The 23,173-nt window shown below is 40.7% G+C and carries 23 protein-coding genes; 12 read left to right on the plus strand and 11 right to left on the minus strand.

The genetic code is table 11. The features are described 5' to 3' along the window. Positions 1-8 precede the first annotated feature (8 nt). From fabK to QM923_RS05430, 9 genes are read left to right on the plus strand one after another with little or no spacing between them, the layout of a single operon-like run. Entirely contained in the window at positions 9-983 is a 975-nt protein-coding gene (gene fabK / locus QM923_RS05390; RefSeq protein ID WP_414291142.1) for an enoyl-[acyl-carrier-protein] reductase FabK, read from the plus strand. Continuing rightward, positions 976-1,896, plus strand: coding sequence for an ACP S-malonyltransferase (fabD, locus tag QM923_RS05395; RefSeq protein ID WP_414291143.1), 921 nt, complete (start codon positions 976-978; stop codon positions 1,894-1,896). The genes fabK and fabD overlap by 8 nt, the downstream gene beginning before the upstream one ends. A 32-nt stretch (positions 1,897-1,928) precedes the next feature. Then, positions 1,929-2,663, plus strand: coding sequence for a 3-oxoacyl-[acyl-carrier-protein] reductase (gene fabG / locus QM923_RS05400; RefSeq protein ID WP_024054345.1), 735 nt, complete (start codon positions 1,929-1,931; stop codon positions 2,661-2,663). Between the two features lie 22 nt (positions 2,664-2,685). Then, positions 2,686-3,921 (plus strand): beta-ketoacyl-ACP synthase II, encoded by a 1,236-nt coding sequence (gene fabF, locus QM923_RS05405; protein WP_414291279.1) that lies wholly within the window; start codon positions 2,686-2,688, stop codon positions 3,919-3,921. A gap of 2 nt (positions 3,922-3,923) precedes the next feature. Further along, the gene (gene accB / locus QM923_RS05410) at positions 3,924-4,403 is read left to right on the plus strand and encodes an acetyl-CoA carboxylase biotin carboxyl carrier protein (RefSeq protein ID WP_414291144.1); all 480 of its coding nucleotides are present in this window, start codon (positions 3,924-3,926) and stop codon (positions 4,401-4,403) included. After that, entirely contained in the window at positions 4,400-4,822 is a 423-nt protein-coding gene (fabZ, locus tag QM923_RS05415; RefSeq protein ID WP_000565515.1) for a 3-hydroxyacyl-ACP dehydratase FabZ, read from the plus strand. Before accB ends, fabZ begins: the two co-directional genes overlap by 4 nt. An 11-nt stretch (positions 4,823-4,833) precedes the next feature. Next, the gene (accC, locus tag QM923_RS05420; protein ID WP_247921867.1) at positions 4,834-6,201 is read left to right on the plus strand and encodes an acetyl-CoA carboxylase biotin carboxylase subunit; all 1,368 of its coding nucleotides are present in this window, start codon (positions 4,834-4,836) and stop codon (positions 6,199-6,201) included. Between the two features lie 32 nt (positions 6,202-6,233). Continuing rightward, positions 6,234-7,097 (plus strand): acetyl-CoA carboxylase, carboxyltransferase subunit beta, encoded by an 864-nt coding sequence (gene accD / locus QM923_RS05425; RefSeq protein ID WP_004251892.1) that lies wholly within the window; start codon positions 6,234-6,236, stop codon positions 7,095-7,097. Continuing rightward, positions 7,097-7,864: an acetyl-CoA carboxylase carboxyl transferase subunit alpha gene (locus tag QM923_RS05430; RefSeq protein ID WP_004251895.1), complete on the plus strand. Its 768-nt coding sequence runs from the start codon at positions 7,097-7,099 to the stop codon at positions 7,862-7,864. Before accD ends, QM923_RS05430 begins: the two co-directional genes overlap by 1 nt. Before the next feature lie 121 nt (positions 7,865-7,985). Here QM923_RS05430 and nusB read toward each other — a convergent pair whose 3' ends face one another. The 8 genes from nusB to gatC all read right to left on the minus strand — a co-directional run bounded on the left by nusB (position 7,986) and on the right by gatC (position 15,051). Further along, on the minus strand, positions 7,986-8,408 hold the full coding sequence (gene nusB, locus QM923_RS05435; protein WP_024053733.1) for a transcription antitermination factor NusB: 423 nt from the start codon (positions 8,406-8,408) through the stop codon (positions 7,986-7,988). After that, the gene (locus QM923_RS05440; protein WP_414291145.1) at positions 8,401-8,790 is read right to left on the minus strand and encodes an Asp23/Gls24 family envelope stress response protein; all 390 of its coding nucleotides are present in this window, start codon (positions 8,788-8,790) and stop codon (positions 8,401-8,403) included. Before QM923_RS05440 ends, nusB begins: the two co-directional genes overlap by 8 nt. Positions 8,791-8,811: 21 nt before the next feature. Beyond that, the gene (efp, locus tag QM923_RS05445) at positions 8,812-9,372 is read right to left on the minus strand and encodes an elongation factor P (protein ID WP_004251910.1); all 561 of its coding nucleotides are present in this window, start codon (positions 9,370-9,372) and stop codon (positions 8,812-8,814) included. Between the two features lie 80 nt (positions 9,373-9,452). Next, a complete protein-coding gene (locus tag QM923_RS05450) occupies positions 9,453-10,766 on the minus strand; it encodes an SPFH domain-containing protein (protein WP_195183855.1) in 1,314 nt (437 codons plus the stop codon). A gap of 9 nt (positions 10,767-10,775) precedes the next feature. Further along, positions 10,776-11,762, minus strand: coding sequence for a zinc-ribbon domain-containing transport protein (locus QM923_RS05455; RefSeq protein ID WP_414291146.1), 987 nt, complete (start codon positions 11,760-11,762; stop codon positions 10,776-10,778). 72 nt (positions 11,763-11,834) lie between these two features. Continuing rightward, on the minus strand, positions 11,835-13,283 hold the full coding sequence (gatB, locus tag QM923_RS05460; RefSeq protein WP_414291147.1) for an Asp-tRNA(Asn)/Glu-tRNA(Gln) amidotransferase subunit GatB: 1,449 nt from the start codon (positions 13,281-13,283) through the stop codon (positions 11,835-11,837). Further along, the gene (gene gatA / locus QM923_RS05465; protein WP_414291148.1) at positions 13,283-14,749 is read right to left on the minus strand and encodes an Asp-tRNA(Asn)/Glu-tRNA(Gln) amidotransferase subunit GatA; all 1,467 of its coding nucleotides are present in this window, start codon (positions 14,747-14,749) and stop codon (positions 13,283-13,285) included. The genes gatB and gatA overlap by 1 nt, the downstream gene beginning before the upstream one ends. Further along, positions 14,749-15,051, minus strand: a complete 303-nt coding sequence (gatC, locus tag QM923_RS05470; RefSeq protein WP_006147946.1) for an Asp-tRNA(Asn)/Glu-tRNA(Gln) amidotransferase subunit GatC — start codon at positions 15,049-15,051, stop codon at positions 14,749-14,751. Before gatC ends, gatA begins: the two co-directional genes overlap by 1 nt. 212 nt (positions 15,052-15,263) lie before the next feature. On the opposite strand from gatC, the gene QM923_RS05475 reads away from it, so the two are divergent. The 3 genes from QM923_RS05475 to QM923_RS05485 all read left to right on the plus strand — a co-directional run bounded on the left by QM923_RS05475 (position 15,264) and on the right by QM923_RS05485 (position 18,419). Next, positions 15,264-15,938 (plus strand): YwaF family protein, encoded by a 675-nt coding sequence (locus QM923_RS05475; protein ID WP_414291149.1) that lies wholly within the window; start codon positions 15,264-15,266, stop codon positions 15,936-15,938. Positions 15,939-15,972: 34 nt separating this feature from the next. Then, positions 15,973-16,665 (plus strand): YwaF family protein, encoded by a 693-nt coding sequence (locus QM923_RS05480; RefSeq protein ID WP_414291150.1) that lies wholly within the window; start codon positions 15,973-15,975, stop codon positions 16,663-16,665. A gap of 209 nt (positions 16,666-16,874) precedes the next feature. Continuing rightward, complete coding sequence (locus QM923_RS05485; protein ID WP_414291151.1) at positions 16,875-18,419, plus strand: peptide chain release factor 3; 1,545 nt, start codon at positions 16,875-16,877, stop codon at positions 18,417-18,419. A gap of 353 nt (positions 18,420-18,772) precedes the next feature. Here QM923_RS05485 and QM923_RS05490 read toward each other — a convergent pair whose 3' ends face one another. From QM923_RS05490 to trkA, 3 genes are all read right to left on the minus strand, one after another. Beyond that, entirely contained in the window at positions 18,773-19,465 is a 693-nt protein-coding gene (locus QM923_RS05490) for a CPBP family intramembrane glutamic endopeptidase (RefSeq protein WP_414291152.1), read from the minus strand. A gap of 852 nt (positions 19,466-20,317) precedes the next feature. Next, on the minus strand, positions 20,318-21,757 hold the full coding sequence (locus QM923_RS05495; RefSeq protein ID WP_414291153.1) for a TrkH family potassium uptake protein: 1,440 nt from the start codon (positions 21,755-21,757) through the stop codon (positions 20,318-20,320). A 3-nt stretch (positions 21,758-21,760) separates the two neighbouring features. Further along, positions 21,761-23,110 carry a Trk system potassium transporter TrkA gene (gene trkA, locus QM923_RS05500; RefSeq protein WP_036756944.1) on the minus strand — a complete coding sequence of 450 codons (1,350 nt, stop codon included), beginning with the start codon at positions 23,108-23,110 and terminating at the stop codon, positions 21,761-21,763. Positions 23,111-23,173 lie beyond the last annotated feature (63 nt).

Below are 23,173 nucleotides of genomic sequence, written 5' to 3' on the forward strand. Positions count from 1 at the left end.
GAGGCAATATGAAAACACGTATCACTGAACTATTAAATATTAAATATCCTATCTTCCAAGGTGGAATGGCCTGGGTAGCAGATGGCGATTTGGCTGGAGCTGTTTCAAAAGCTGGTGGTCTCGGTATCATTGGTGGAGGAAACGCACCTAAAGAAGTGGTTAAAGCCAACATCGATAAGATTAAATCTTTAACAGACAAGCCTTTTGGTGTCAATATCATGCTCTTGTCTCCGTTTGTTGATGATATTGTTGATCTTGTAATTGAAGAAGGGGTTAAGGTAGTCACAACTGGTGCAGGAAACCCAAGTAAATATATGGAACGATTTCATGAAGCAGGAATCACTGTTATTCCTGTAGTTCCTAGCGTAGCTTTGGCTAAACGTATGCAAAAAATCGGTGCAGATGCTGTTATTTGTGAAGGTATGGAAGCCGGTGGACACATTGGTAAATTAACAACCATGACCTTGGTTCGTCAAGTTGCGGTGGCTGTTTCAATTCCTGTTATCGCTGCAGGTGGTATTGCAGACGGTGAGGGAGCTGCTGCTGGATTTATGCTTGGTGCGGAAGCTGTGCAAGTAGGAACTCGTTTTGTAGTTGCTAAAGAATCAAATGCTCATCCAAACTACAAAGCTAAGATTTTAAAAGCTCGTGATATTGATACAACTATTTCAGCGCAACATTTTGGTCACGCAGTTCGTGCCATCAAAAATCAATTGACTCGTGATTTCGAGCAAGCTGAAAAAGATGCCTTTAAACAAGAAAATCCAGACTTAGAAATCTTTGAACAAATGGGCGCTGGAGCCTTAGCTAAGGCTGTTGTCCATGGTGATGTAGATGGCGGTTCAGTAATGGCCGGCCAGATTGCAGGTTTGGTATCTAAAGAAGAAACAGTTGAAGAAATCTTAAAAGATATCTACTATGGTGCAGCTGAGAAAATTCAAAAAGAAGCCGCTCGTTGGGCAGGAGTTACAAGAAATGACTAAAACAGCCTTTCTATTTGCAGGTCAAGGAGCCCAGTACCTTGGAATGGGACGTGAACTATACGATCAATATGCTATCGTCAAGGAAACAATCGACCAAGCTAGCCAGGTATTAGGTTATGATCTTCGTGACTTGATTGATAACGATGAAACGAAGCTAAATCAGACTCGTTACACACAACCAGCTATTTTGGCTACATCCGTTGCCATTTACCGATTACTAAAGGAGAAAGGTTACCAACCAGATATAGTGGCAGGCCTGTCTCTTGGTGAATATTCTGCCCTTGTAGCTTGTGGCGCCTTGGATTTTGAAGATGCGGTGGCTCTAGTTGCTAAACGTGGAGCTTATATGGAAGAAGCGGCACCTGCAGGGTCTGGTAAAATGGTAGCCGTCCTCAATACTCCAGTTGAAGTTATTGAACAAGCTTGTCAAGAAGCTTCTCAACTTGGTGTTGTGACTCCAGCTAACTACAATACCCCAAGCCAAATTGTTATTGGTGGTGAGGTGGTTGCTGTGGATCGTGCAGTTGAACTTTTGCAAGAAGCAGGAGCAAAACGCTTAATTCCGCTAAATGTTTCTGGACCTTTCCATACAGCTTTATTGGAATCTGCTAGTCAAAAATTAGCTCAAGTCCTAGAAGATGTTGAGTTTAATGACTTTGCTTGTCCCCTTGTTGGTAATACAGAAGCAAAGGTCATGGAAAAAGAACGAATTGCAGAACTCTTGACTCGTCAAGTCAAGGAACCTGTTCGTTTCTATGAAAGCATTGCAGTTATGCAAGAAGCTGGTGTGACTCGTTTTATCGAAATTGGTCCTGGGAAAGTCTTATCAGGATTTGTTAAAAAGATTGATAAAACTGCTCAACTTGCAAATGTGGAAGATCAAGCAAGTTTACAAGCACTATTTGAAAATTAGACCAAAATGGTAGAAGTTCTGAAAGGAGAAAAATGAAACTAGAACAGAAAAATGTCTTTATTACAGGCTCAAGTCGAGGGATTGGTCTTGCCATTGCTCATAAATTTGCCAGCTTGGGAGCCAACGTTGTCTTGAATAGTCGTGGTGAAATCTCCGAGGAGCTTCTAGACGAATTTAAACCTTACGGGGTGAAGGTTCTTGCTATTTCTGGTGATGTTTCTGACTTTACGGATGCAAAACGAATGGTGGACCAAGCTATTGAAGGGCTAGGTTCAGTTGACGTCCTAGTTAATAACGCCGGGATTACTCAAGACACTCTCATGCTTAAGATGACAGAAGATGATTTTGAGAAGGTCTTGAAAGTCAATCTAACGGGAGCGTTCAATATGACGCAAGCAGTCTTGAAGCAGATGATAAAAGCTCGTGAAGGGGCCATTATCAATATGTCCAGTGTCGTTGGTTTGATGGGTAATATCGGTCAAGCGAACTACGCTGCATCTAAGGCTGGTCTAATTGGATTTACCAAATCAGTAGCACGTGAGGTAGCCAATCGTAATGTACGTGTCAATGCCATTGCTCCAGGAATGATTGAATCAGATATGACTGCAGTCCTATCTGATAAGGTAAAAGATGCCATGTTGGCACAAATTCCGATGAAACAATTTGGCCAAGCTGAGCAAGTGGCAGAGGTCACAGCCTTTCTTGCAAGCCAAGATTATCTAACGGGACAAGTCATTGCAATTGATGGTGGACTTACCATGCAATAAGAGTTAAAATAGAGGTATGAAAATGAAACTAAATCGTGTAGTAGTAACAGGTTATGGATTAACATCTCCAATTGGAAATACGCCAGAAGAATTTTGGAACAGTTTAAAGAATGGAAAGATTGGGATTGGTGAAATCACCAAGTTTGATCACAGTGCTTTTGACGTCCATAATGCAGCAGAGATTAATGATTTTCCTTTTGACAAATATTTTGTAAAAAAAGATACCAATCGTTTCGATGATTATTCTTTATATGCCTTGTATGCAGCTCAAGAAGCAGTTGACCATGCTAATCTTGACGTAGAAGCGCTTGATAAAGACCGCTTTGGTGTCATCGTTGCATCAGGTATCGGTGGAATCAGAGAAATCGAAGACCAAGTGCTTCGACTTCACGAAAAAGGACCAAAACGTGTTAAACCATTAACACTTCCAAAAGCCTTGCCAAATATGGCTGCAGGAAATGTAGCTATGCGCTTTGGTGCCAATGGTATCTGTAAATCTATCAACACAGCTTGCGCTTCATCAAATGATGCTATCGGAGATGCCTTCCGTTCTATCAAATTTGGTTTCCAAGATATCATGTTAGTTGGTGGATCAGAATCTTCTATTACACCATTTGCGATTGCCGGTTTCCAAGCCTTAACAGCTCTTTCAACAACAGATGATCCAACTCGTGCTTCTATTCCATTTGATAAAGACCGTAATGGATTTGTCATGGGTGAAGGTTCAGGGATGTTGGTTCTTGAGAGCTTAGAACATGCTGAAAAACGCGGAGCAACTATCCTAGCGGAAGTTGTTGGTTACGGGAACACTTGTGATGCCTACCATATGACTTCACCACATCCAGAAGGCCAAGGTGCTATTAAAGCTATCAAACTTGCCTTGGAGGAAGCTGAAATCACACCAGACCAAGTAGCTTATGTCAATGCTCACGGTACATCAACTCCTGCTAATGAAAAGGGAGAAAGTGGTGCTATCGTAGCAGTTCTTGGTAAGGAAGTACCTGTATCTTCAACTAAGTCATTTACAGGCCACTTGCTCGGTGCAGCAGGTGCAGTTGAGGCTATTGCAACAATTGAAGCAATCCGTAATAACTATGTACCGATGACAGCTGGAACTACAGAATTGTCAGACTACATTGAAGCAAACGTTATTTATGGACAAGGCTTGGAACATGAAATTCCTTATGCTATCTCAAATACTTTTGGATTTGGTGGGCATAATGCAGTTCTTGCTTTCAAACGTTGGGAGAATAAGTAAAAATGAATTTAAATGAAATCAAAGACTTGATGGAACAATTTGACCAGTCGAGCTTGAAAGAATTTTCTTATAAAAATGGAACGGACGAGTTGGTCTTCAGTAAGAATGAAGCGAAACTTGTGGCAGAAACAAGTCCAGCACCTCAACCTGTAGTTCCAGCAGCTGTACCCACAGTTGCACCACAAGCTCAAACTACACCAGCTGTAGAAGCAGTTTCAGATTCAAGTGCTAGTGAATCTGTAGCTGAGGGGGACCTTGTAGAAAGTCCACTTGTCGGAGTTGCTTACTTGGCTGCCGGACCAGACAAACCTAATTTTGTTTCAGTCGGAGATACTGTTAAAAAAGGCCAAACCTTGGTCATCATTGAAGCTATGAAAGTTATGAATGAAATTCCAGCACCTAAAGACGGTGTCGTAACAGAAATTCTTGTTGAAAATGAAGAAATGGTTGAGTTTGGGAAAGGCTTGGTACGTATCAAATGATTGATATTCAAGGAATTAAAGAAGCTTTGCCACACCGTTATCCCATGCTCTTAGTAGATCGTGTCTTAGAAGTTAGTGAAGATACAATTGTTGCTATAAAAAATGTGACGATTAACGAACCTTTCTTCAATGGTCATTTTCCTCAATACCCAGTTATGCCTGGAGTCCTCATTATGGAAGCCTTGGCTCAGACAGCAGGTGTTTTGGAATTGTCTAAACCTGAGAACAAAGGGAAACTTGTCTTCTATGCTGGTATGGATAAGGTTAAGTTTAAGAAACAAGTTGTTCCTGGTGATCAGCTTGTCATGACAGCAACTTTTGTCAAACGTCGTGGCACAATCGCCGTAGTAGAAGCGAAGGCAGAAGTAGATGGTAAGCTTGCAGCAAGCGGTACTTTGACCTTTGCTATTGGAAACTAGGGAGGTTTTCCATGTTTCGTAAGATTTTAATTGCCAATCGTGGTGAAATTGCTGTTCGTATTATTCGTGCGGCACGAGAGTTAGGAATCGCAACAGTCGCTGTCTATTCGACTGCTGACAAGGAAGCTCTCCACACGCTTTTGGCTGATGAGGCTATCTGTATCGGCCCTGGAAAGGCTACAGAATCTTATCTGAACATCAATGCCATCCTATCAGCTGCGGTCTTGACTGAAGCTGAAGCTATTCACCCTGGATTTGGTTTTTTAAGTGAAAATTCCAAATTTGCAACTATGTGTGAAGAAGTCGGTATCAAATTTATCGGGCCATCAGCTCGAGTAATGGATGTCATGGGAGATAAAATTAACGCCCGTGCTCAAATGATTAAGGCTAATGTGCCCGTCATTCCAGGATCAGATGGTGAAGTTCATACTGCAGAAGAGGCTCTGGCTATTGCCGAAAAAATTGGTTATCCAGTTATGCTGAAAGCTTCAGCTGGAGGTGGTGGTAAAGGGATTCGTAAGGTTGAAAAGGCAGAAGATCTTGTATCAGCCTTTGAAACAGCCTCTAGTGAAGCTAAAGCAAACTTTGGTAACGGGGCTATGTACCTAGAGCGCGTGATTTATCCTGCTCGCCATATTGAAGTACAGATTCTTGCTGACCAGATGGGACATGTGATTCACCTAGGTGAGCGTGACTGTTCGCTTCAACGGAATAACCAAAAGGTTTTAGAAGAAAGTCCTTCGATTGCCATTGGGAAAACACTGCGTAATGAAATTGGTGCTGCAGCAGTCCGTGCGGCGGAGTCTGTTGGTTATGAAAATGCTGGTACTATTGAATTCCTACTAGATGAGGCAACTGGGAAATTCTACTTTATGGAGATGAATACTCGTGTCCAAGTAGAACATCCAGTAACCGAATTTGTTTCTGGTGTGGATATTGTCAAGGAACAAATCCGTATTGCGTCAGGTCAACCTTTGACTCTGAAACAAGAAGACATTGTTCTAAAAGGACATGCTATTGAGTGCCGTATCAACGCAGAAAACCCAGCCTTTAATTTTGCACCGAGCCCAGGTAAGATTACTAATCTTTATCTACCAAGCGGTGGTGTTGGCTTGCGTGTTGACTCTGCAGTTTATCCAGGGTATACCATTCCACCATACTATGATAGTATGATTGCCAAAATCATTGTCCATGGAGAGAATCGTTTTGATGCACTGATGAAGATGCAGCGCGCACTCTATGAACTCGAAATTGAAGGGGTCGTCACCAATGCTGATTTTCAACTCGATTTGATTTCAGATCGTCGTGTGATAGCAGGAGACTACGATACTTCATTCTTGATGGAAACTTTCTTACCACACTATCAAGAAAAAGAATAATATAAAAAGTATGAGACTGAAAAGGGGGATGTATGGCTCTATTTAGTAAAAAAGATAAATATATACGAATTAATCCCAATCGTTCACTTAGAGAAAAGCCCCAAGCCAAGCCTGAGGTTCCAGACGAACTCTTCTCAAAATGCCCAGGTTGTAAACATACCATTTACCAAAAGGATTTGGGGAGTGACCGTATTTGTCCTCACTGTGGCTATACCTTCCGTATTTCAGCTCAAGAGCGTCTTGCTTTAACCATTGACATGGGAAGCTTCCTAGAGATGTTTACAGGAATTGAGACACAAGATCCATTGGAATTTCCAGGCTACCAGAAAAAATTAGCCTCTATGCGTGAAAAAACAGGTCTTGATGAGGCTGTTGTTACAGGAACTGCTTTGATTAAGGGTGAAAAAGTTGCTCTTGGAATCATGGATTCTAACTTTATCATGGCGTCTATGGGAACAGTAGTTGGTGAAAAAATCACTCGTTTGTTTGAATACGCGACAGCTGAAAAATTACCAGTCGTCTTGTTTACAGCATCTGGTGGAGCACGTATGCAAGAAGGAATCATGAGTTTGATGCAGATGGCTAAAATCTCTGCAGCAGTCAAACGTCATTCCAATGCAGGTCTCTTTTACCTAACAATCCTTACTGATCCAACAACTGGTGGTGTTACAGCTTCCTTTGCTATGGAAGGGGATATTATCTTGGCAGAACCTCAAAGTTTAGTAGGATTTGCTGGACGTCGTGTCATTGAAAATACCGTAAGGGAAGATTTGCCTGAGGATTTCCAGAAGGCAGAGTTTTTGTTAGAACATGGATTTGTGGATGCGATTGTTAAACGGAGAGAATTGCCAGATATGATTGCTCGATTAGTAAGGTTACATAAGGGGGATTGTTGATGAATATTGCAAAAATCGTCAGAGAAGCACGTGAACAAACCCGCTTAACTGCCTTGGACTTCGCAACAGGAATATTTGATGACTTTGTAGAGCTACATGGTGATCGCTCTTTCCGAGATGATGGTGCTGTTATTGGTGGTATCGGTTGGTTGGGAGACCAAGCAGTAACTGTTGTTGGAATTCAAAAAGGTAAAAGCTTACAGGATAATCTTAACCGTAACTTTGGACAACCTCATCCTGAAGGTTATCGAAAAGCCCTTCGCTTGATGAAGCAGGCTGAAAAATTTGGCCGTCCTGTTGTAACTTTTATCAACACGGCTGGTGCCTATCCTGGTGTCGGAGCAGAAGAGCGTGGGCAAGGTGAAGCTATTGCCCGTAACCTCATGGAGATGAGCGATCTTAAGGTGCCAATTATTGCTATTATTATCGGTGAAGGTGGCTCAGGAGGGGCTTTAGCACTTGCAGTAGCTGACCGTGTTTGGATGTTAGAAAACTCGATCTATGCAGTTCTCAGTCCTGAAGGCTTTGCGTCTATTCTTTGGAAGGATGGCAGTCGTGCCATGGAAGCTGCAGAGTTGATGAAAATTACTTCTTTCGAATTGCTAGATATGAAAATTGTTGATAAGGTTATCTCTGAGGTAGGTCTATCAAGTAAAGATCTAATCAAGCAAGTCAAAGAACAACTCCGAGCAGAACTTGATGAACTTGGTAAACTGCCACTAGAGCAGCTCATTGAGGAACGTTACCAACGCTTTAGAAAATACTAAGAAATATAGAAAAGCTAGAACTAACTACAAGTTCTAGCTTTTTCTTGTTCCCGAAAAGAACCATTCATTTGATTGAAGTGAAAAAAGAAAGTGTTTGATATCTATCAAACACTTTTTATATTTAATTTTCTTCAGTTACGAATTGACTGAGTAGTCCGTTGATGAAACGGGCTGATTTTTGATCTGAAAAGCTTTTTGCAAGTTCAATAGCTTCATTCACAGCTACAAGTTGAGGAGTATCAAAGGAAGTGATTTCGAAAACTCCTAAACGCAATAAATTCTTTTCAACTAAGGTTAAACGATCAATCGTCCAACCAGACTTTAAATGCTGAGTGATTTGTTTGTCTAGTTCCTCTTTTTGAGCTTGAACACCAGATACAAGATCGATTAGGAAGCTAGGGAGTTTTACCTCGTCGTCTTCTCGATCATGAGTATAAGCGAAGCGACAAGCAGTTTCAATATCAGAACCATATTCAAGACTCATCAGTGCTTGGAAGGCACATTTTCGTAGTTCGCGTCTAGATTCTAATAATGGACTAGTCATTGAGGAAGTCCTCATCAAACAAATCTGTTAATGCTGGTTTTGGTGTTTTATCTGGTGCAATACCAGCAACGTGAATATTCACAGCATTGAGTTCTACATCAGCCATATTACGAACGGCATCTTTTACAGCTTTTTGAATAGCCATTGCAACCTTAGGAATCTTGACACCATACTCAAGATAGAGATAGATATCAGCTATTAGTTCTTCATCAGATTCTTTTAGATAGACGCCACGGCCGAGTGAAAGTTTTGAAAGGGTGTCAGACACTGATTTGTTTGAAAAAGAGTGGACACCATCAACTTTAGCTGTAGCAATTGCAATGATTTTTTCAAGTACACGTGGGGCGATAACGATTTCGCCTAATTGTTCTTCAATTCCCATAGAATGACCTCTTTCTAGAGATTAGGCACGAGAAACGTAAGTTCCTTCTGCAGTGTTGATAACGAGTTTTTGTCCTGCTTCGATGAAGTCTGGAACGTTAACGACAAGTCCAGTTTCCATTGTAGCTGGTTTACCAGAACCGGTAACAGTTGCACCTTTAATAGATGGTTGAGTTTCAGCAACTGTCAATTCAACAGTTGTAGGTACTGTTACACCGATTACTTCAGTTCCATAAAATTGAATTTTAACTTCAGAATTTTCAAGGATGTAAAGCAATTCATTTTCAACATTTACAACAGGAATTTCGTATTGGTCGTAAGTTTCAGTGTTCATGAAATAAGCTGTATCGTCCATTTTGTACAAGTATTGTGCTGGCACAGTTTCGATAATCGCTTGTTCAAATTTTTCCTCTGGACGGTAGCTAGTTTCAAATGTTGAACCAGTACGGACATCACGCAATTTCATACGCATGATAGTGTTTCCTTTACCTGGTTTGTGGTGGCTAGCTTCCAAAACGCGGATCAATTTTCCGTCAGCTGTTTCAAAAGTCATACCAGCCTTTAATTTACTTGCTTCGATCATGTTTTTACCTCTTTAATAAAATAATTTACTCTTTATTGTATCATAAGTCGTAAGATTTCTCAAATATCAGGAAAGTGAGATTAGTTGACAGGAACGATGTTTCCTTCTTCGTCTTTGGTTACCAATACGTACTTGCCATCGACTTCGATGTAGAAGTTTTTATTAGCGGTTTGTTTAGAGTTGGTAGTTTGTTCAGGACTAGTAGATTCTTCTGCAGAAGTTGTGACTTCTTGAGTAGTAGTTTCTACTGAGTTAGCGGTTTGTTCAGGGCTAACAGTCTCTAGTGGGCTAGCAACTTGCTCAGGACTTGCCGTTTGTACTGGAGTAAAAGCTTGGTTTGGATCAGCGGGTTGTACTGGGGGAACGGTTTGATTTGGGCTAACAGGTTGAGCTTGTTGGGTGAGTTGACCACCGAGAGTTTGACCGAGATTCATACCCATAAACATATTCATACCATTGCCATTACCTTCGTTATTAGCTGCAGCAATAAGAGCTTCGTTACGAGCACGACGTTCTTCAATCTCGATGGTATTGTATTTCATAGCAACGAGTTCGCTGTCAAGTTTACGTACAATCTCCATGCTTTCTTGGTCGTAGCTCAAATCCTCAAGAAGGATATTGGTTGCTTCAATACCGTAAAGTCCTGTCCATACCTTGTTGACTTCTTGTTTAGCAAGTTCATTGAAAGTATCTTGGTTGGCATTGAGGCTATAGATATCAACTCTGTTTTCATTGGTATACTTAGCGATAGCAATTGCGATTTTAGGAGAGATATTTTGTCGAAGTGTTCCTTGAGCAATATCTTGGAGTGTAAATGGTTTATGTTCCTCAATTTGTTGACTGATAGAGCTAACATAGAAAAGAACTGGATCCGCAACTTTGATGTCAAACAAACCGTAAAAACGGATATTGAGCATTTGTTGGTAACGTTCACTGAAATACTCTACAGCATTTTGGGTACCAAATTTATTCCCTGCGATTGGTTGCATACGGATAAAGATGATTTCTTGTCGAGTAATAACTTGTCCACCAAAAGAGAAGCGGTTTTTGAAGTTTTCCCAAGTACCCTTAATTCCACCTTTTTCAAGGAGCCAAGCGTTATCACCTGCACGCCATTCATGGCTTCCAGCTTCAAGGACATCCCCTAGGAAGGTACCATTATTGACAAGAACAGCAACATATCCTTGAGGGACAATAACAACAGAACCGTCTGTTAAAAGACCAGTATTTTGGTTGCTTTGTCTTGAACCACCATCAGGGTCTTTTGTAAGCAATTGTCCCTTGATGGCCATGACGTCTGAAGAGACGTGGTCTGGAAGTACAACGGCTTCCTTGAATTTGCTATCATTAAAACTATTTAGCCCAGCTGAAAGGGCAGCACGAATAAATCCCATAATTTCCTCCTAATTATATAGTTCGTCTTCATCCACAACTTCATAGGTATCAAGAACCCATTGATTTGGACTACGTGTGAGCTCAGCGCCGCAGTATTCACATTGGCTAATAGCTGAGATTTTAAGTGGAGCACCACAGTTTGGACAGTGGTCGCTAACAGCTTCATCTTGAACATTGTTTTCAGTTTGGCTACCATGTTTGCGGATGAAGTTCATTTGATAAACTGTAAATAGATCTTTTTGAGGGTCTCCCTCAATAACCTTACGAGTCTTGTCTTCGATGACATAGTCTCTCAAGGTAGATGATAAGATGACGACTAAAGTATCGTTTCCATCTGGATTTTCGTAGAAATCTTTGATTCGAACATTTTCAACGTAAACGCGTTCCAAAACATTCGTTGTTTGAGATTGGATATAGTCTTCCAGTTGAGCACTGTGTTGAGTATAGAGACTAACACTTTCAAGAGAACGCACCAAGTTCCAATCCTTTTTAGTCCAAGCAGCCTGTAATTGGATGTAAACTTCTCTAACCCATGAAGTGAAAGCAGAGGCATCAAAGTTTGGATCATAGTATCTAAGTCGATCAATGGCTTGTATATTATTTTCAACTCGACGATGGCTAGTTGTTTCTGGTTGGTAGCTAGTCGAACTTCCATAAGATTTACCAGATGATGAATTCTGGTCATTCAGATATTTGATAAGCATGAAGAGTAAGAAAGCTCCGACACCAAACATGATCAGAATGGTCATTCCTGTCCCTAGAGAACCGTCTGAACTTGAGTAACTACCGCCAGAACGATAGCTGCTTCGAGAAGAAGAACTACCACTTGAACGACTTCGGCTAGAGCTACTACTTCGAGAGCTGCTACTGCTTCGTGAGCTACTGCGACTAGAGCTACCACTTCGAGAATGTCCAACACCTGCATCGATGGATTGTAGGGGTGTCACAAAGAGAAGAAGCATGCAAGTAGCGATAAGAGTATATAACTTTTTCATATGTCTCCTAACTATGTGAGTACAAAGTGCAAGGCATCAAGCTAGAATTTTGATTAGCTTGTGACAGTTATATTATAATGAATCTTCTTTCAACTTAGCCAATTCTTGGGCAAGCAGTTTGAGGGCGACTTGTGGGTTGGCTTGTCCTTTGGTTGCTTTCATGAGGAATCCTGTGAAGGCCTTGTCAGCGTTACGTTTACCTGACTTGAAGTCGGCAACGGCAGCTTCGTTATCAGCAAAGACTTGGTGGATAATTGGAATCAAAACATCAGGATCTGAAATTTGAACTAAACCAGCTTTTTCAACGTATTCACGAGCTCCTCCACCATTTTTAGCAAGGTGGACAAAGACTTTTTTAGCAATCTTAGATGAAATCGTGCCGTCTTCGATGATGGCAATCATTTCAACCAAGTTTTCAGGTGTCAATTCGATTTGTTCCAGTGTCTTGCCTTCAGCGTTCAAGAATTGAGCGACTTCACCTTGGAGCCAGTTAGAGACTTGCTTAGCATCGCCACCAAGGGAAACTGCTTTCTCAAAGAAGTCAGAAGTGACTTTATTGGCAGTCAACTGGCTAGCATCGTAGTCTGATAATCCGAGTTGAGAGACATAGCGTGCACGGCGCTCTTTTGGAAACTCTGGCAACTCAGTGCGCATTTCCTCAATCCACTCTTCTGAGATTTCAAAGAGTGGTAGATCTGGCTCTGGGAAGTAGCGGTAGTCTGCAGCCCCTTCCTTAACACGCATGAGGATAGTTGCCTTGTTCGCTTCGTCATAACGGCGAGTTTCTTGGCGGATTTGACCACCTGAGCGAAGGATTTCAGCTTGGCGTTGGACTTCGTATTCAAGACCTTTGCGAACGTTTGAGAAGGAGTTAAGGTTCTTCAACTCAGTCTTAGTACCGAATTTTTCTTGACCATAAGGACGAAGGGAGATGTTGGCATCCACACGCATAGAACCTTCTTCCATCTTAACGTCAGAAATGCCAGCGTATTGGATCACTTCCTTGAGGGCTGTTAGATAAGCGTAGGCTTCTTCTGGTGAACGCATGTCTGCTTCAGATACGATTTCAATCAAAGGCACCCCTTGACGGTTGAGGTCAACATAAGAGTAACCATCTGTACCATGCGTGTTTTTACCAGCGTCTTCTTCTAGGTGGGCGCGTTCAATCCCAATTTTCTTAGTTGTACCGTCTTCTAGCTCCACTTCAATCCAGCCGTTGTAACCGATTGGCTCATCAAACTGAGAAATTTGGTAGGCTTTAGGATTATCTGGATAGAAGTAGTTCTTACGGTCAAAGTGCATCTTCTTATGGATGTCCATGTTAAGAGCGAGTGCAGCCTTGATACCAGCATCGACAACGCCTTTATTGAGAACTGGTAGTACTCCAGGGAAAGACCAGTCAATCACGTTTGTATTGGCATTTTGGTCATTTCCAAAGTGGGCAGAAGTAGGTGAGAAGATTTTTGAATTGGTGTTGAGCTCTACGTGGACTTCAAGTCCAATGACTGTTTCAAAGTTCATTAGTTATCACCTCCAAAAATCACGGGTTGTTGTTTGTGGTAGTCTGTTGTTGCTTCAAAGGCAGCAGCAGCTTGATAAATAGTCTCTTCTGAGTATTTAGGACCAATCAATTGGAGTCCTACTGGTAGACCTTGAACAAATCCAGCAGGAAGCGAAATCCCTGGTAGACCAGCCAAATTGACAGGAATTGTCAAGAGGTCAGCCAAGTACATAGCAACTGGATCATGGTTGAGTGAATCCAAGTCGTAGGCAACGCTAGGAGCAGTTGGTCCCAAAATCAAGTCATAGTCCGCAAAGACGTTTTCGAAATCTTGGATGATAAGGGTGCGAACTTGTCCAGCCTTCTTGTAGTAGGCATCGTAGTAACCTGATGAAAGACTGAAAGTACCAAGCATGATACGACGTTTAACTTCTTCACCGAAACCTTGACTGCGGCTGTTTACATAGATTTCATCAAGATTAGTTGCATCTTCTGCACGGTAGCCGTAACGAATACCGTCAAAACGTTGCAAGTTTGAGGAAGCTTCTGATGAAGCGATGATGTAGTAGACTGCCACACCGTATTTAGAGTGGGGAAGGCTAACTTCTTCGACGATAGCACCAAGTTTTTCAAAGTGCTTAGCGGCTTTGAGGATGGCTTCCTTAACCTCTGGATCAATCCCTTCACCAAGATATTCCTTAGGCAAAGCAATTTTCATGCCCTTGATGTCTTGACCGATTTTTGAAGTAAAGTCGGCAATGCGGACTGGAGCAGAAGTCGAGTCTTTGGCATCTTCGCTAGCAATAGCATTGAGCAAGAGGGCATTTTCCTTAACAGTTGGTGCAAAAGGACCAATTTGGTCTAATGAGCTACCAAAGGCAATGAGACCGAAACGTGAAACTGTTCCGTAGGTTGGTTTGAGACCAACAATCCCGTTAAAGGCAGCAGGTTGGCGGATAGAACCACCAGTATCAGAACCAAGTGATAAACGGACTTGTCCAGAAGCTACAGCTGCAGCAGAACCACTTGATGATCCACCAGGAACCTTGCTGTGGTCCCAAGCATTTTTAGTAGCACCGTAGTAAGAAGTCTCACCTGATCCACCCATGGCAAATTCGTCCATGTTGGTTTTCCCAACGACAATCATGCCCTTGGATTTTGCATTCGCAACAGCTGTGGCATCAAAGATAGGTTCGTAGTTATAGAGCATTTTTGAAGCTGCTGTTGTTAAGAGACCATCTGTAGAAATGTTGTCCTTAACAGCTAGCGGAATTCCAGAAAGAACATTGTCAGCATCGATTTCAGCTTCATCAATAGCTTTAGCCTGAGCAAGAGCTTGATCTTCAGCGATTGTAACAAAAGAATTGAGGGTTTCCTCACGAGATTTGATATCTTCAAGCGTTGCTTGAGTTAGTTCAGTTGCTGAAATTTCCTTAGAAACAAGGAGATTGTGCAACTCTTCAATCGTTTTATTGTTAAAAGTCATTAGGCGTCTCCTCCATCATCTAGGATAGCTGGCACCTTGATATAGTAGTTATCTTTTTCAGGTACATTTTTAAACAAGCGGTCACGGTCTGTTCCTTCTTCGGCCACATCAGGTCGGAGAACAGTTTTACGGTCAGCCATCGTTGTAGTAGGTGCAACACCAGTAGTGTCGACTTCACTGAGCAATTCGACCATATCAACAATTTTTGAGAGTGTTGTCGCAAACTCTGCAGTTTCTTCTTCTGAGAATTTTAATTTTGAAAGATTGGCAACGTGAGTTACCTCTTCTTGCGTAATTTTCATCGGATATCCTTTCGTGAAATGATGATTCTTTATCTGTTCTATTTTACCATATTTTCCTATAAATAAGGCAAGCCAAGCTAAAAAGAAACAGAAATTGAAAAATACTTTTTATTTCGATATAATGGTTGAAATTAGAAGAAAGAATAACAGTCGTTTTTAGTTGGTAAAAAGGATGTAGAATTGACTCAACTAGAACACTTTAAGGATGACATATGACGCTTTGGGAGTTGCTTTTTACTAGTAAAAAGACAGTTCCTCCTCATTTGGGAGCCTGGTACTTTTTATTACCTACTTCTTTGGTAATTATAGCTGTTTTATCGATTCGTTTCGCATCATCTAAAGGTTACAGAAACTTTTGGTATTGGGGACAATTGATTCAGTTGCTCATTATCAACGCTTGGTATATTGCTGCATGCCTGCCCCTATCTGAGGCTCTCCCTTTTTACCATAGTCGGATGGCTATGTGGATAATTCTTTTTGCCCCTAATAAGACCTTTTTTAAACAATATTTTGCCCTGGTTGGAGTTTTTGGTTCTATCATGGCCTTGGTTTATCCAGTCTTTTATCCTTTTCCTTTCCCTCATGTTTCGTCTGTGAACAATGTTTTCGGACATTGGGCCCTCTTGGCTAACTGCTTGATTTATCTTGTTAGATATTATAAAGTTGAAAAAGGGGATACTTGGAAAATATGCCAGATGACTTTTGGAGTCAATGCCATTATCTTTTTTGCCAACTTCTTGACAGGAGGGAATTATGGCTTTATGAGCAAGCCACCTGTGATTGGGGATCATGGTAGTTTGCTTAACTATTTGATAGTGACCAGTTTGATGACAGGTATTCTCATCCTTATCAATCAACTCGTTAAATATAAACATAAGAATAGTTAATATACAACTGAATTCGTTACCTTAAGGAGACTTTATGCATCATTTTATTACAAGAACCCAAACGACGCCACCGCCTATTCCGATTTTTTGGTATGGAGTTATGATAGGCCTTCTGGCCTTGTCTATTTATGCTTCTCTTACTTACTACAAAAATCCCAAATTTGTTCGATTGTTTAAGTGGATTCAAATAGCGCAACTGCTAGCTCTTTATACCTGGTATATAGGTTTTAGCATTCCATTTTCGAACAGCCTGCCTCTTTACCATTGCCGTTTGGCCATGTTCGCGGTTGTTTTCCTGCCAGATAAGTGGAAAATTAAGCAGTATTTTGCCCTTTTGGGAGCCAGTGGAGCAGTATTTGCTTTGGGCTACCCTGTTTTTGACCCCTATGATTTTCCGCATATTACCAGTTTTTCTTTCCTGATTGGCCATTATGCCCTCTTGGTCAATTCCCTGGTCTATCTCATGAATCACTATGATAAGACCTTGCTGAAAAAGTATCGAATTATCGCCTACACTTTTATTCTCAACCTTTTCCTAGTTGGGGTCAATCAAGTAACAGGTGGGAATTACGGACTCTTGAATACGACGCCGTTTATTCCAAATGCCCCTATATGGATAAAGTATCTTCTGGTTTCAATCATTCTATCTGCAGCCCTAGTGCTCTTTGATATCTTGTTTAAGAAACGTTGGCAAAAGAAAATTGCTCTAGAAAAAATTAAATTTTGAAGAGATTGTAACTAGAGATACAAAATAAATATTGAATAAAAGAATCTTATGAGCAGGTCTAGTATCTTGACCTGCTTTTTCTTGTGTAAGCAATTGAAAAACTCTCTAAAATCCGATATAATGGAGTGTTGAAAGGAATGTTAGGGTCCGATGTAATAAAGAGTGATTATAAATTGAAATCATTAAAAAAGTAGAAAGAAAGAGAAGTTATGAGTATTCAAGAAGAAATTAAGAAACGCCGTACCTTTGCCATTATCTCCCACCCGGATGCTGGTAAAACGACGATTACAGAGCAGTTGCTCTACTTTGGGGGAGAGATTCGTGAGGCAGGTACTGTAAAAGGGAAGAAAACAGGAAACTTTGCTAAGTCTGACTGGATGGATATCGAGAAACAACGTGGGATTTCGGTAACCTCATCTGTCATGCAGTTTGACTACGATGGGAAACGGGTAAACATCCTAGACACTCCAGGGCACGAGGACTTCTCAGAGGATACCTATCGTACCTTGATGGCGGTGGATGCTGCGGTCATGGTAGTGGACTCTGCCAAGGGTATCGAGGCTCAAACCAAGAAATTGTTTGAGGTTGTCAAACACCGCGGGATTCCAGTCTTTACCTTTATGAACAAGCTGGACCGTGATGGTCGAGAACCACTAGATCTCTTGCAAGAATTGGAAGAAGTCCTAGGCATTGCTAGCTATCCAATGAACTGGCCAATCGGGATGGGGAAAGCCTTTGAGGGGCTCTACGACCTCTATAACCAACGTTTGGAATTCTACAAAGGGGATGAACGTTTTGCCAGCCTAGAAGATGGCGATAAACTCTTTGCTAGCAACCCATTCTACGAGCAAGTGAAAGAGGATATTGAGCTTTTGAATGAAGCAGGAAATGAATTCTCAGAGGAAGCCATTCTTGCAGGTGATTTGACACCAGTCTTCTTTGGCTCGGCCTTGACTAATTTTGGCGTGCAGACCTTCCTTGAGACCTTCCTCAAGTTTGCTCCAGAACCTCATGGACACAAGAAAACAGACGGAGAAATTGTTGATCCTTATGATAAGGACTTCTCAGGATTTGTCTTTAAAATTCAAGCCAACATGGATCCTCGACACCGTGACCGTATCGCATTTGTTCGTATTGTATCGGGTGAATTTGAGCGCGGTATGAGTGTCAATCTCCCTCGTACTGGCAAGGGAGCTAAACTTTCTAATGTCACTCAGTTTATGGCTGAAAGTCGTGAAAATGTGACCAATGCCGTAGCAGGAGATATCATCGGAGTTTATGATACAGGGACCTACCAGGTTGGAGATACGCTAACTGTTGGGAAGAACAAGTTTGAGTTTGAACCCCTGCCAACCTTTACTCCAGAGATTTTCATGAAGGTTTCTCCTAAGAACGTTATGAAACAAAAATCCTTCCACAAGGGAATGGAACAGTTGGTGCAAGAAGGAGCCATCCAGCTTTATAAGAATTACCAAACAGGTGAGTATATGCTAGGTGCTGTTGGACAACTCCAGTTTGAAGTCTTTAAACACCGTATGGAAGGCGAGTATAACGCTGAAGTTGTCATGACTCCAATGGGTAAAAAGACAGTTCGTTGGATTAAACCAGAAGATTTAGATGAACGTATGTCTTCAAGTCGAAACATTTTGGCCAAAGACCGCTTTGACCAACCTGTCTTCCTTTTCGAAAATGACTTTGCCCTCCGCTGGTTTGCGGATAAGTATCCAGATGTGGAGTTGGAAGAAAAGATGTAATTCAGTAAGTCTACTTGATTGCAAAGCAATCTAAGTAGACTACGGCAAGTCCTATAAGACTTGCCTAACTGCCTTACTAACTCATCGGCGAAAAATAATCGTTTTCGCCTCTTCGTGTCGTAACATTTAGGAGTGGACTAGCTGACTGTCTCACTAACTTCGTTTGGCAAATGGAATCGATTTGCCAAACTCCGTGTCGTAGAGTAAAAATCGCCTTACCTAAACACTTCACTAGAAAAAGTCCACGAATGGGATTGATTCGTGGACTTTTCCGTTGTAAGAGATAGAAAACCCATGAATAGTAATATTCATGGGTTTTTAAATAGTTGTTTTTTGTTTTTATTTGTCCTAGCTTACATGCCGATATATTTCGATAATAATACTACTAGGGTAAGCAAGATAAAGCTGACACTATTTAGGACCATATGAATGGCGATAGACATTTCTAAACGACGCGTTGAGTAGGCGGTCCAAGTTAGGACAGCAGACATCCAACCGTAGATTATAAATGACGGGAAATTTGAAGGAACGTGAGCTAGGAGAGAGAGTAGCCACCCTAGTACATAGCCCACTTTTTCATATCCTTGGAAGAGTTTGGTTGGGATAATGCCACGACAGATAATCTCTTCACAAATCGGCGCAATTAAAACGACTAGAAAGAACATAGCAATAAGTGAGCTTTCAGAGAAGAGATTATTGAGAATTTGTTGGTTGGAAGTTGTTGTTTGATTAAGTAATTGTAACATGATACCACCTATGAGATTTCCAACAAAGATAGCTAGGTAACTCAAGGCAATTCTAGGCAAATCGTTGATACTAAAGAGTTTTTTCTTAATCACTAAAAGCTTACTTTTATGAGCGCCATACAAAAAGATAGCTAAAACAAGTATAGAAACAAGGCTAATAATGATTCCAGACCAGATGGAAGGAATCTCAGTTTGGACTAGCAAACCTAGAAGTGCCATTGGAGTCTGTGAAAGAACGATGGCTACCAGTAAAATACCAAACCATGCAAGCCGTTTACGATAATCTTTAAAAAAATTCATTCATATATCTCCTAAAAAATTTATTTCATTATAGCATACTTTGGATAGGAATTCTATTAATTACCAGAACATAAGTGTAGATAAAACAAGTAAGATGTTTCGAATTAAATGACTATAGAAGGATAAATCTTGTCTTAAGGTTTTAGGAAATAAAAAGTTTAGAAAGCTGACTCCCAAAAGGATATAAAAGCTGACAGAAAGTATGGTTAAAGGATTGTGCAGAAAAAATAAACTAAGAAAGATAAGTGTTGTTAGCCTGCCTGTCTTTTTATGAGTTGGTAATTTTCTCCATTTGTTTAACGGCAGAAAGGTAGCAATATCAAGTCCGAAAAGGAAAAAGAAAGAGATGAGTAACAAGTCAACGATTTCTTTTTGTAGTAGAGTGTCAGTGCTTATACTTTCAAATAAAATAAAACAGACTCCAGCAAGGTTAATGATAACCATGCTGCTATACAATAAAAAGAAGGATCGACTACGATTGTGTAGCTGACTATTCACATGATCATGTCCTGAAAGATAGTGGATAAATGTACAGATACCTGCTAATAACATTAAGAGGAGTAAAAAGTAAAAGCAGGATTGTTTGAGTGTTAAAGCAATACCAGGCCAAACTAAGCAACTACAGCAGCCTAAGTAGACCAAGGAAATCAATAAAAGAAGTTGGATTGATTTGTTCATTTTTTCCATATAAAACCCCTACGTTTTTTTAAAAATTATAACTAAAATGATTCATGAAAAATTATCTATTTCCCAAGTGTTATTTTTTGACTCTCAACTGTCTTTTAAAAATCTTATCAACAGAAAAAAACATCCCTCATTTTTTGAGGGATGTGCTTTTTGATAATAACATTGCTAACGCTTAGACCAGGTTCGCTTCATAAAGAGTAATATGATTGGATAAATTTCAAGACGTCCTGCAATCATTGCAAAGGATAGGAGGAATTTTGAAAATGGACTAAAAATTGAGAAACTTGCAGTTGTTCCGAGAATTGGGCCGATGTTGTTAAAGCAACTGAAAACGGCACTCGTAACAATCATTAAATTGTCAGCATCTAAACTGATAATGAAAATTAAGCTGAGTAGAATCATGACGTAAACTACAAAGTACTTGAGAATCTTGTGCTGGGTATCCTTATCAATTACCGTTTGGTTAACATGGAGAGTTAAAACACGGTGAGGTGATATGGTAGACAAAAATTGATTTTTAGCAATTTTTGCTAGAATAACTCCACGCATCACTTTGAGACCACCAGCAGTAGATCCAGCAGAACCACCAATCGCCATCAGCATCAGTAAAATATATTGTGAAAACAAAGGCCAATTTGTAATGTTGCCATAACCAAAACCAGTTGTAGTGATGATATTAGAAACTTGGAAGAAGGCCATCTCAAAACTTTGTGAAACGCCACTATAAAGGTGGAGTGTGTTGAGAGTAATTAAGCCGGTAGAAACGACGACAATCAAGAGATAAGCACGAAGCTCCTCATCGAAAAAGAATTCCTTGACTCGACGAAGCATGAGATAGTAGTAGAGGTTGAAGTTGACACCAAACATCAAGACCCCAACACTCGTCAGATAGGTAATGAGAGAACTATTATAGTGGGCGATTCCATCATTGTAAACAGTGAAACCACCAGTCCCAGCAGTTCCCATAGCGATGACAAAACTATCGTAGAGTGGCATACCGGCAAGATAATAAATCACTACAAAGAGGGCGAACATTGCCAGATACAGGATGTAGAGGATTTGTGCTGTATTTTTTAGCTTAGATACCACCTTACCAAATACTGGTCCAGGGACCTCGGCCTTCATAACCTCAAGATGACTATTTTTTGCATTGTCTATAATAGCTAGGGCAAAAACTAGCACCCCCATCCCTCCAATGAGGTGGGTGAAACTTCTCCAAAATAGAAGCGAACGACTTAGTACAGAAACGTCATTTAAGATAGTTGCTCCCGTAGTAGTGAAGCCGGAACTAGTTTCGAAGAAGGCATCGATAAAATTGGGGATTTGACCTGAAAAGACAAAGGGAAGGGAGCCAAAGAAAGACCAGAGGATCCAACATAGGGCAACAATTAAGACTCCTTCTTTGGCATAGATACGTTGTTTTTTAGGCTTACTGATGATTCCGAAAAGACCTAGGACAACAAGAATCCCGATGGTAGAGAAAAGAGCTGTAAAAACTTGATTAGATTCTCGATAGTAAAGAGCAATACCAACCGGAACTAAAAGTAGCCCAGCTTCAATCAAGAGTAGCTTTGCAAGAAGAAAGCGTACCATACTTCTATTCATAGCTTACCTCTCTAACAAATCATAAATCTTGGTGATATTTGAAAGCAAAGTGATAACCACTAGCTTATCACCGACCTGGAGGGTATCTTCTCCTGTCGGGAAGATCGTTTTCCCATTGCGGATAATAGCAGCAATCAAGACATCCTTTTTGAGTTTCAATTGAGATAAAGGCTTGCCAGTCATTTTATTGGCTTCCTTGATCAGGAATTGAAGAGTTTCTACCTGCCCATTTGCTAGATGGTGCATAGCTTGAAGGTCAGAATATTGCGCATTTACACGACCATGGATAAAGTGCATGATGGTATCAACAGCGATTGTTTTAGGGGTGATAATACTTGAGAAATCTGTTGCGTGGATAATTTCTAATAAGCTAGTGCGGTTTACTTTGGTAATATTTTTCTGAACACCTATGTTATCCAAGAACATAGAGGTAATGATATTTTCCTCGTCGACTCCTGTCAAAGTGGCAACAGCATCATAGTTTTGGGCACTTTCTTCTAAGAGGGTGTCCTTAGTTGTTCCATCCCCTTGGACTATATAGAGTTTAGGGAATTTTTCGCTGAAAAAGGCAGCTCTTTCAGGATTGACCTCAATAACCTTGGTATCGATACGACTGTCTTTTAACATACCTAAGAGATAGTAAGCAATTTTCCCGGCTCCTATGATGAGTAAACTCTTAACAACTCTGGACTTAATATAGTTGTGGAAGAGCATCATATCGACACGATGTCCTGTCACAAAGATACGGTCTTTATCTTCTAAAATCATATCTCCACTAGGAATCATGAGTTTGTGGTCGCGTTCGATAGCACAGACAATAACATTACCAAACTTTTTACGGAAATCAGCAATAGACATCTGACAAATATTACTGAAATTTCGTACCTTGAATTCCATTAAGCTGACCAATCCACCTGCAAAACGCTCAACAGAAAGAGCATTGGGGAAGTCTATAATATTAGCGATAGCACGAGCTGCTAGGAGTTCAGGATTTACAATGAGTGAAAATCCAAGAATATTTTTTTCTTTAAAGTAAGGGTTGGAATATTCAGGATTGCGAACACGAACGATGGTTTCTTTGGCTCCCATTTTTTTGGCTAAAACAGCCGAAACCATATTGACCTCGTCGTATTGAGTCATGGCAATGAAAATATCACAATCTTGAACATTGGCTGCTTCTAACATAGCAAAGTCAGCTCCGTTACCTGCGATTCCCATAATATCAAAACGGCTAGTCAAGTATTTTAGAACAGTTTCGTTCTGTTCAATTAAGACAACATCATGGTTGTCAGCAACAAGTGAACGACAGAGGGCAGAACCTACTTTTCCCCCTCCGACAAGAATAATCTTCATAGTTAGTTAACCTACTTTTTCAATATGTCTCTATCATACCTTTTTTTAGAAAAAAATGCACTC

It is taken from the genome of Streptococcus infantis (assembly GCF_047463275.1).
Taxonomy (GTDB): Bacteria; Bacillota; Bacilli; order Lactobacillales; family Streptococcaceae; genus Streptococcus; species Streptococcus infantis_AF.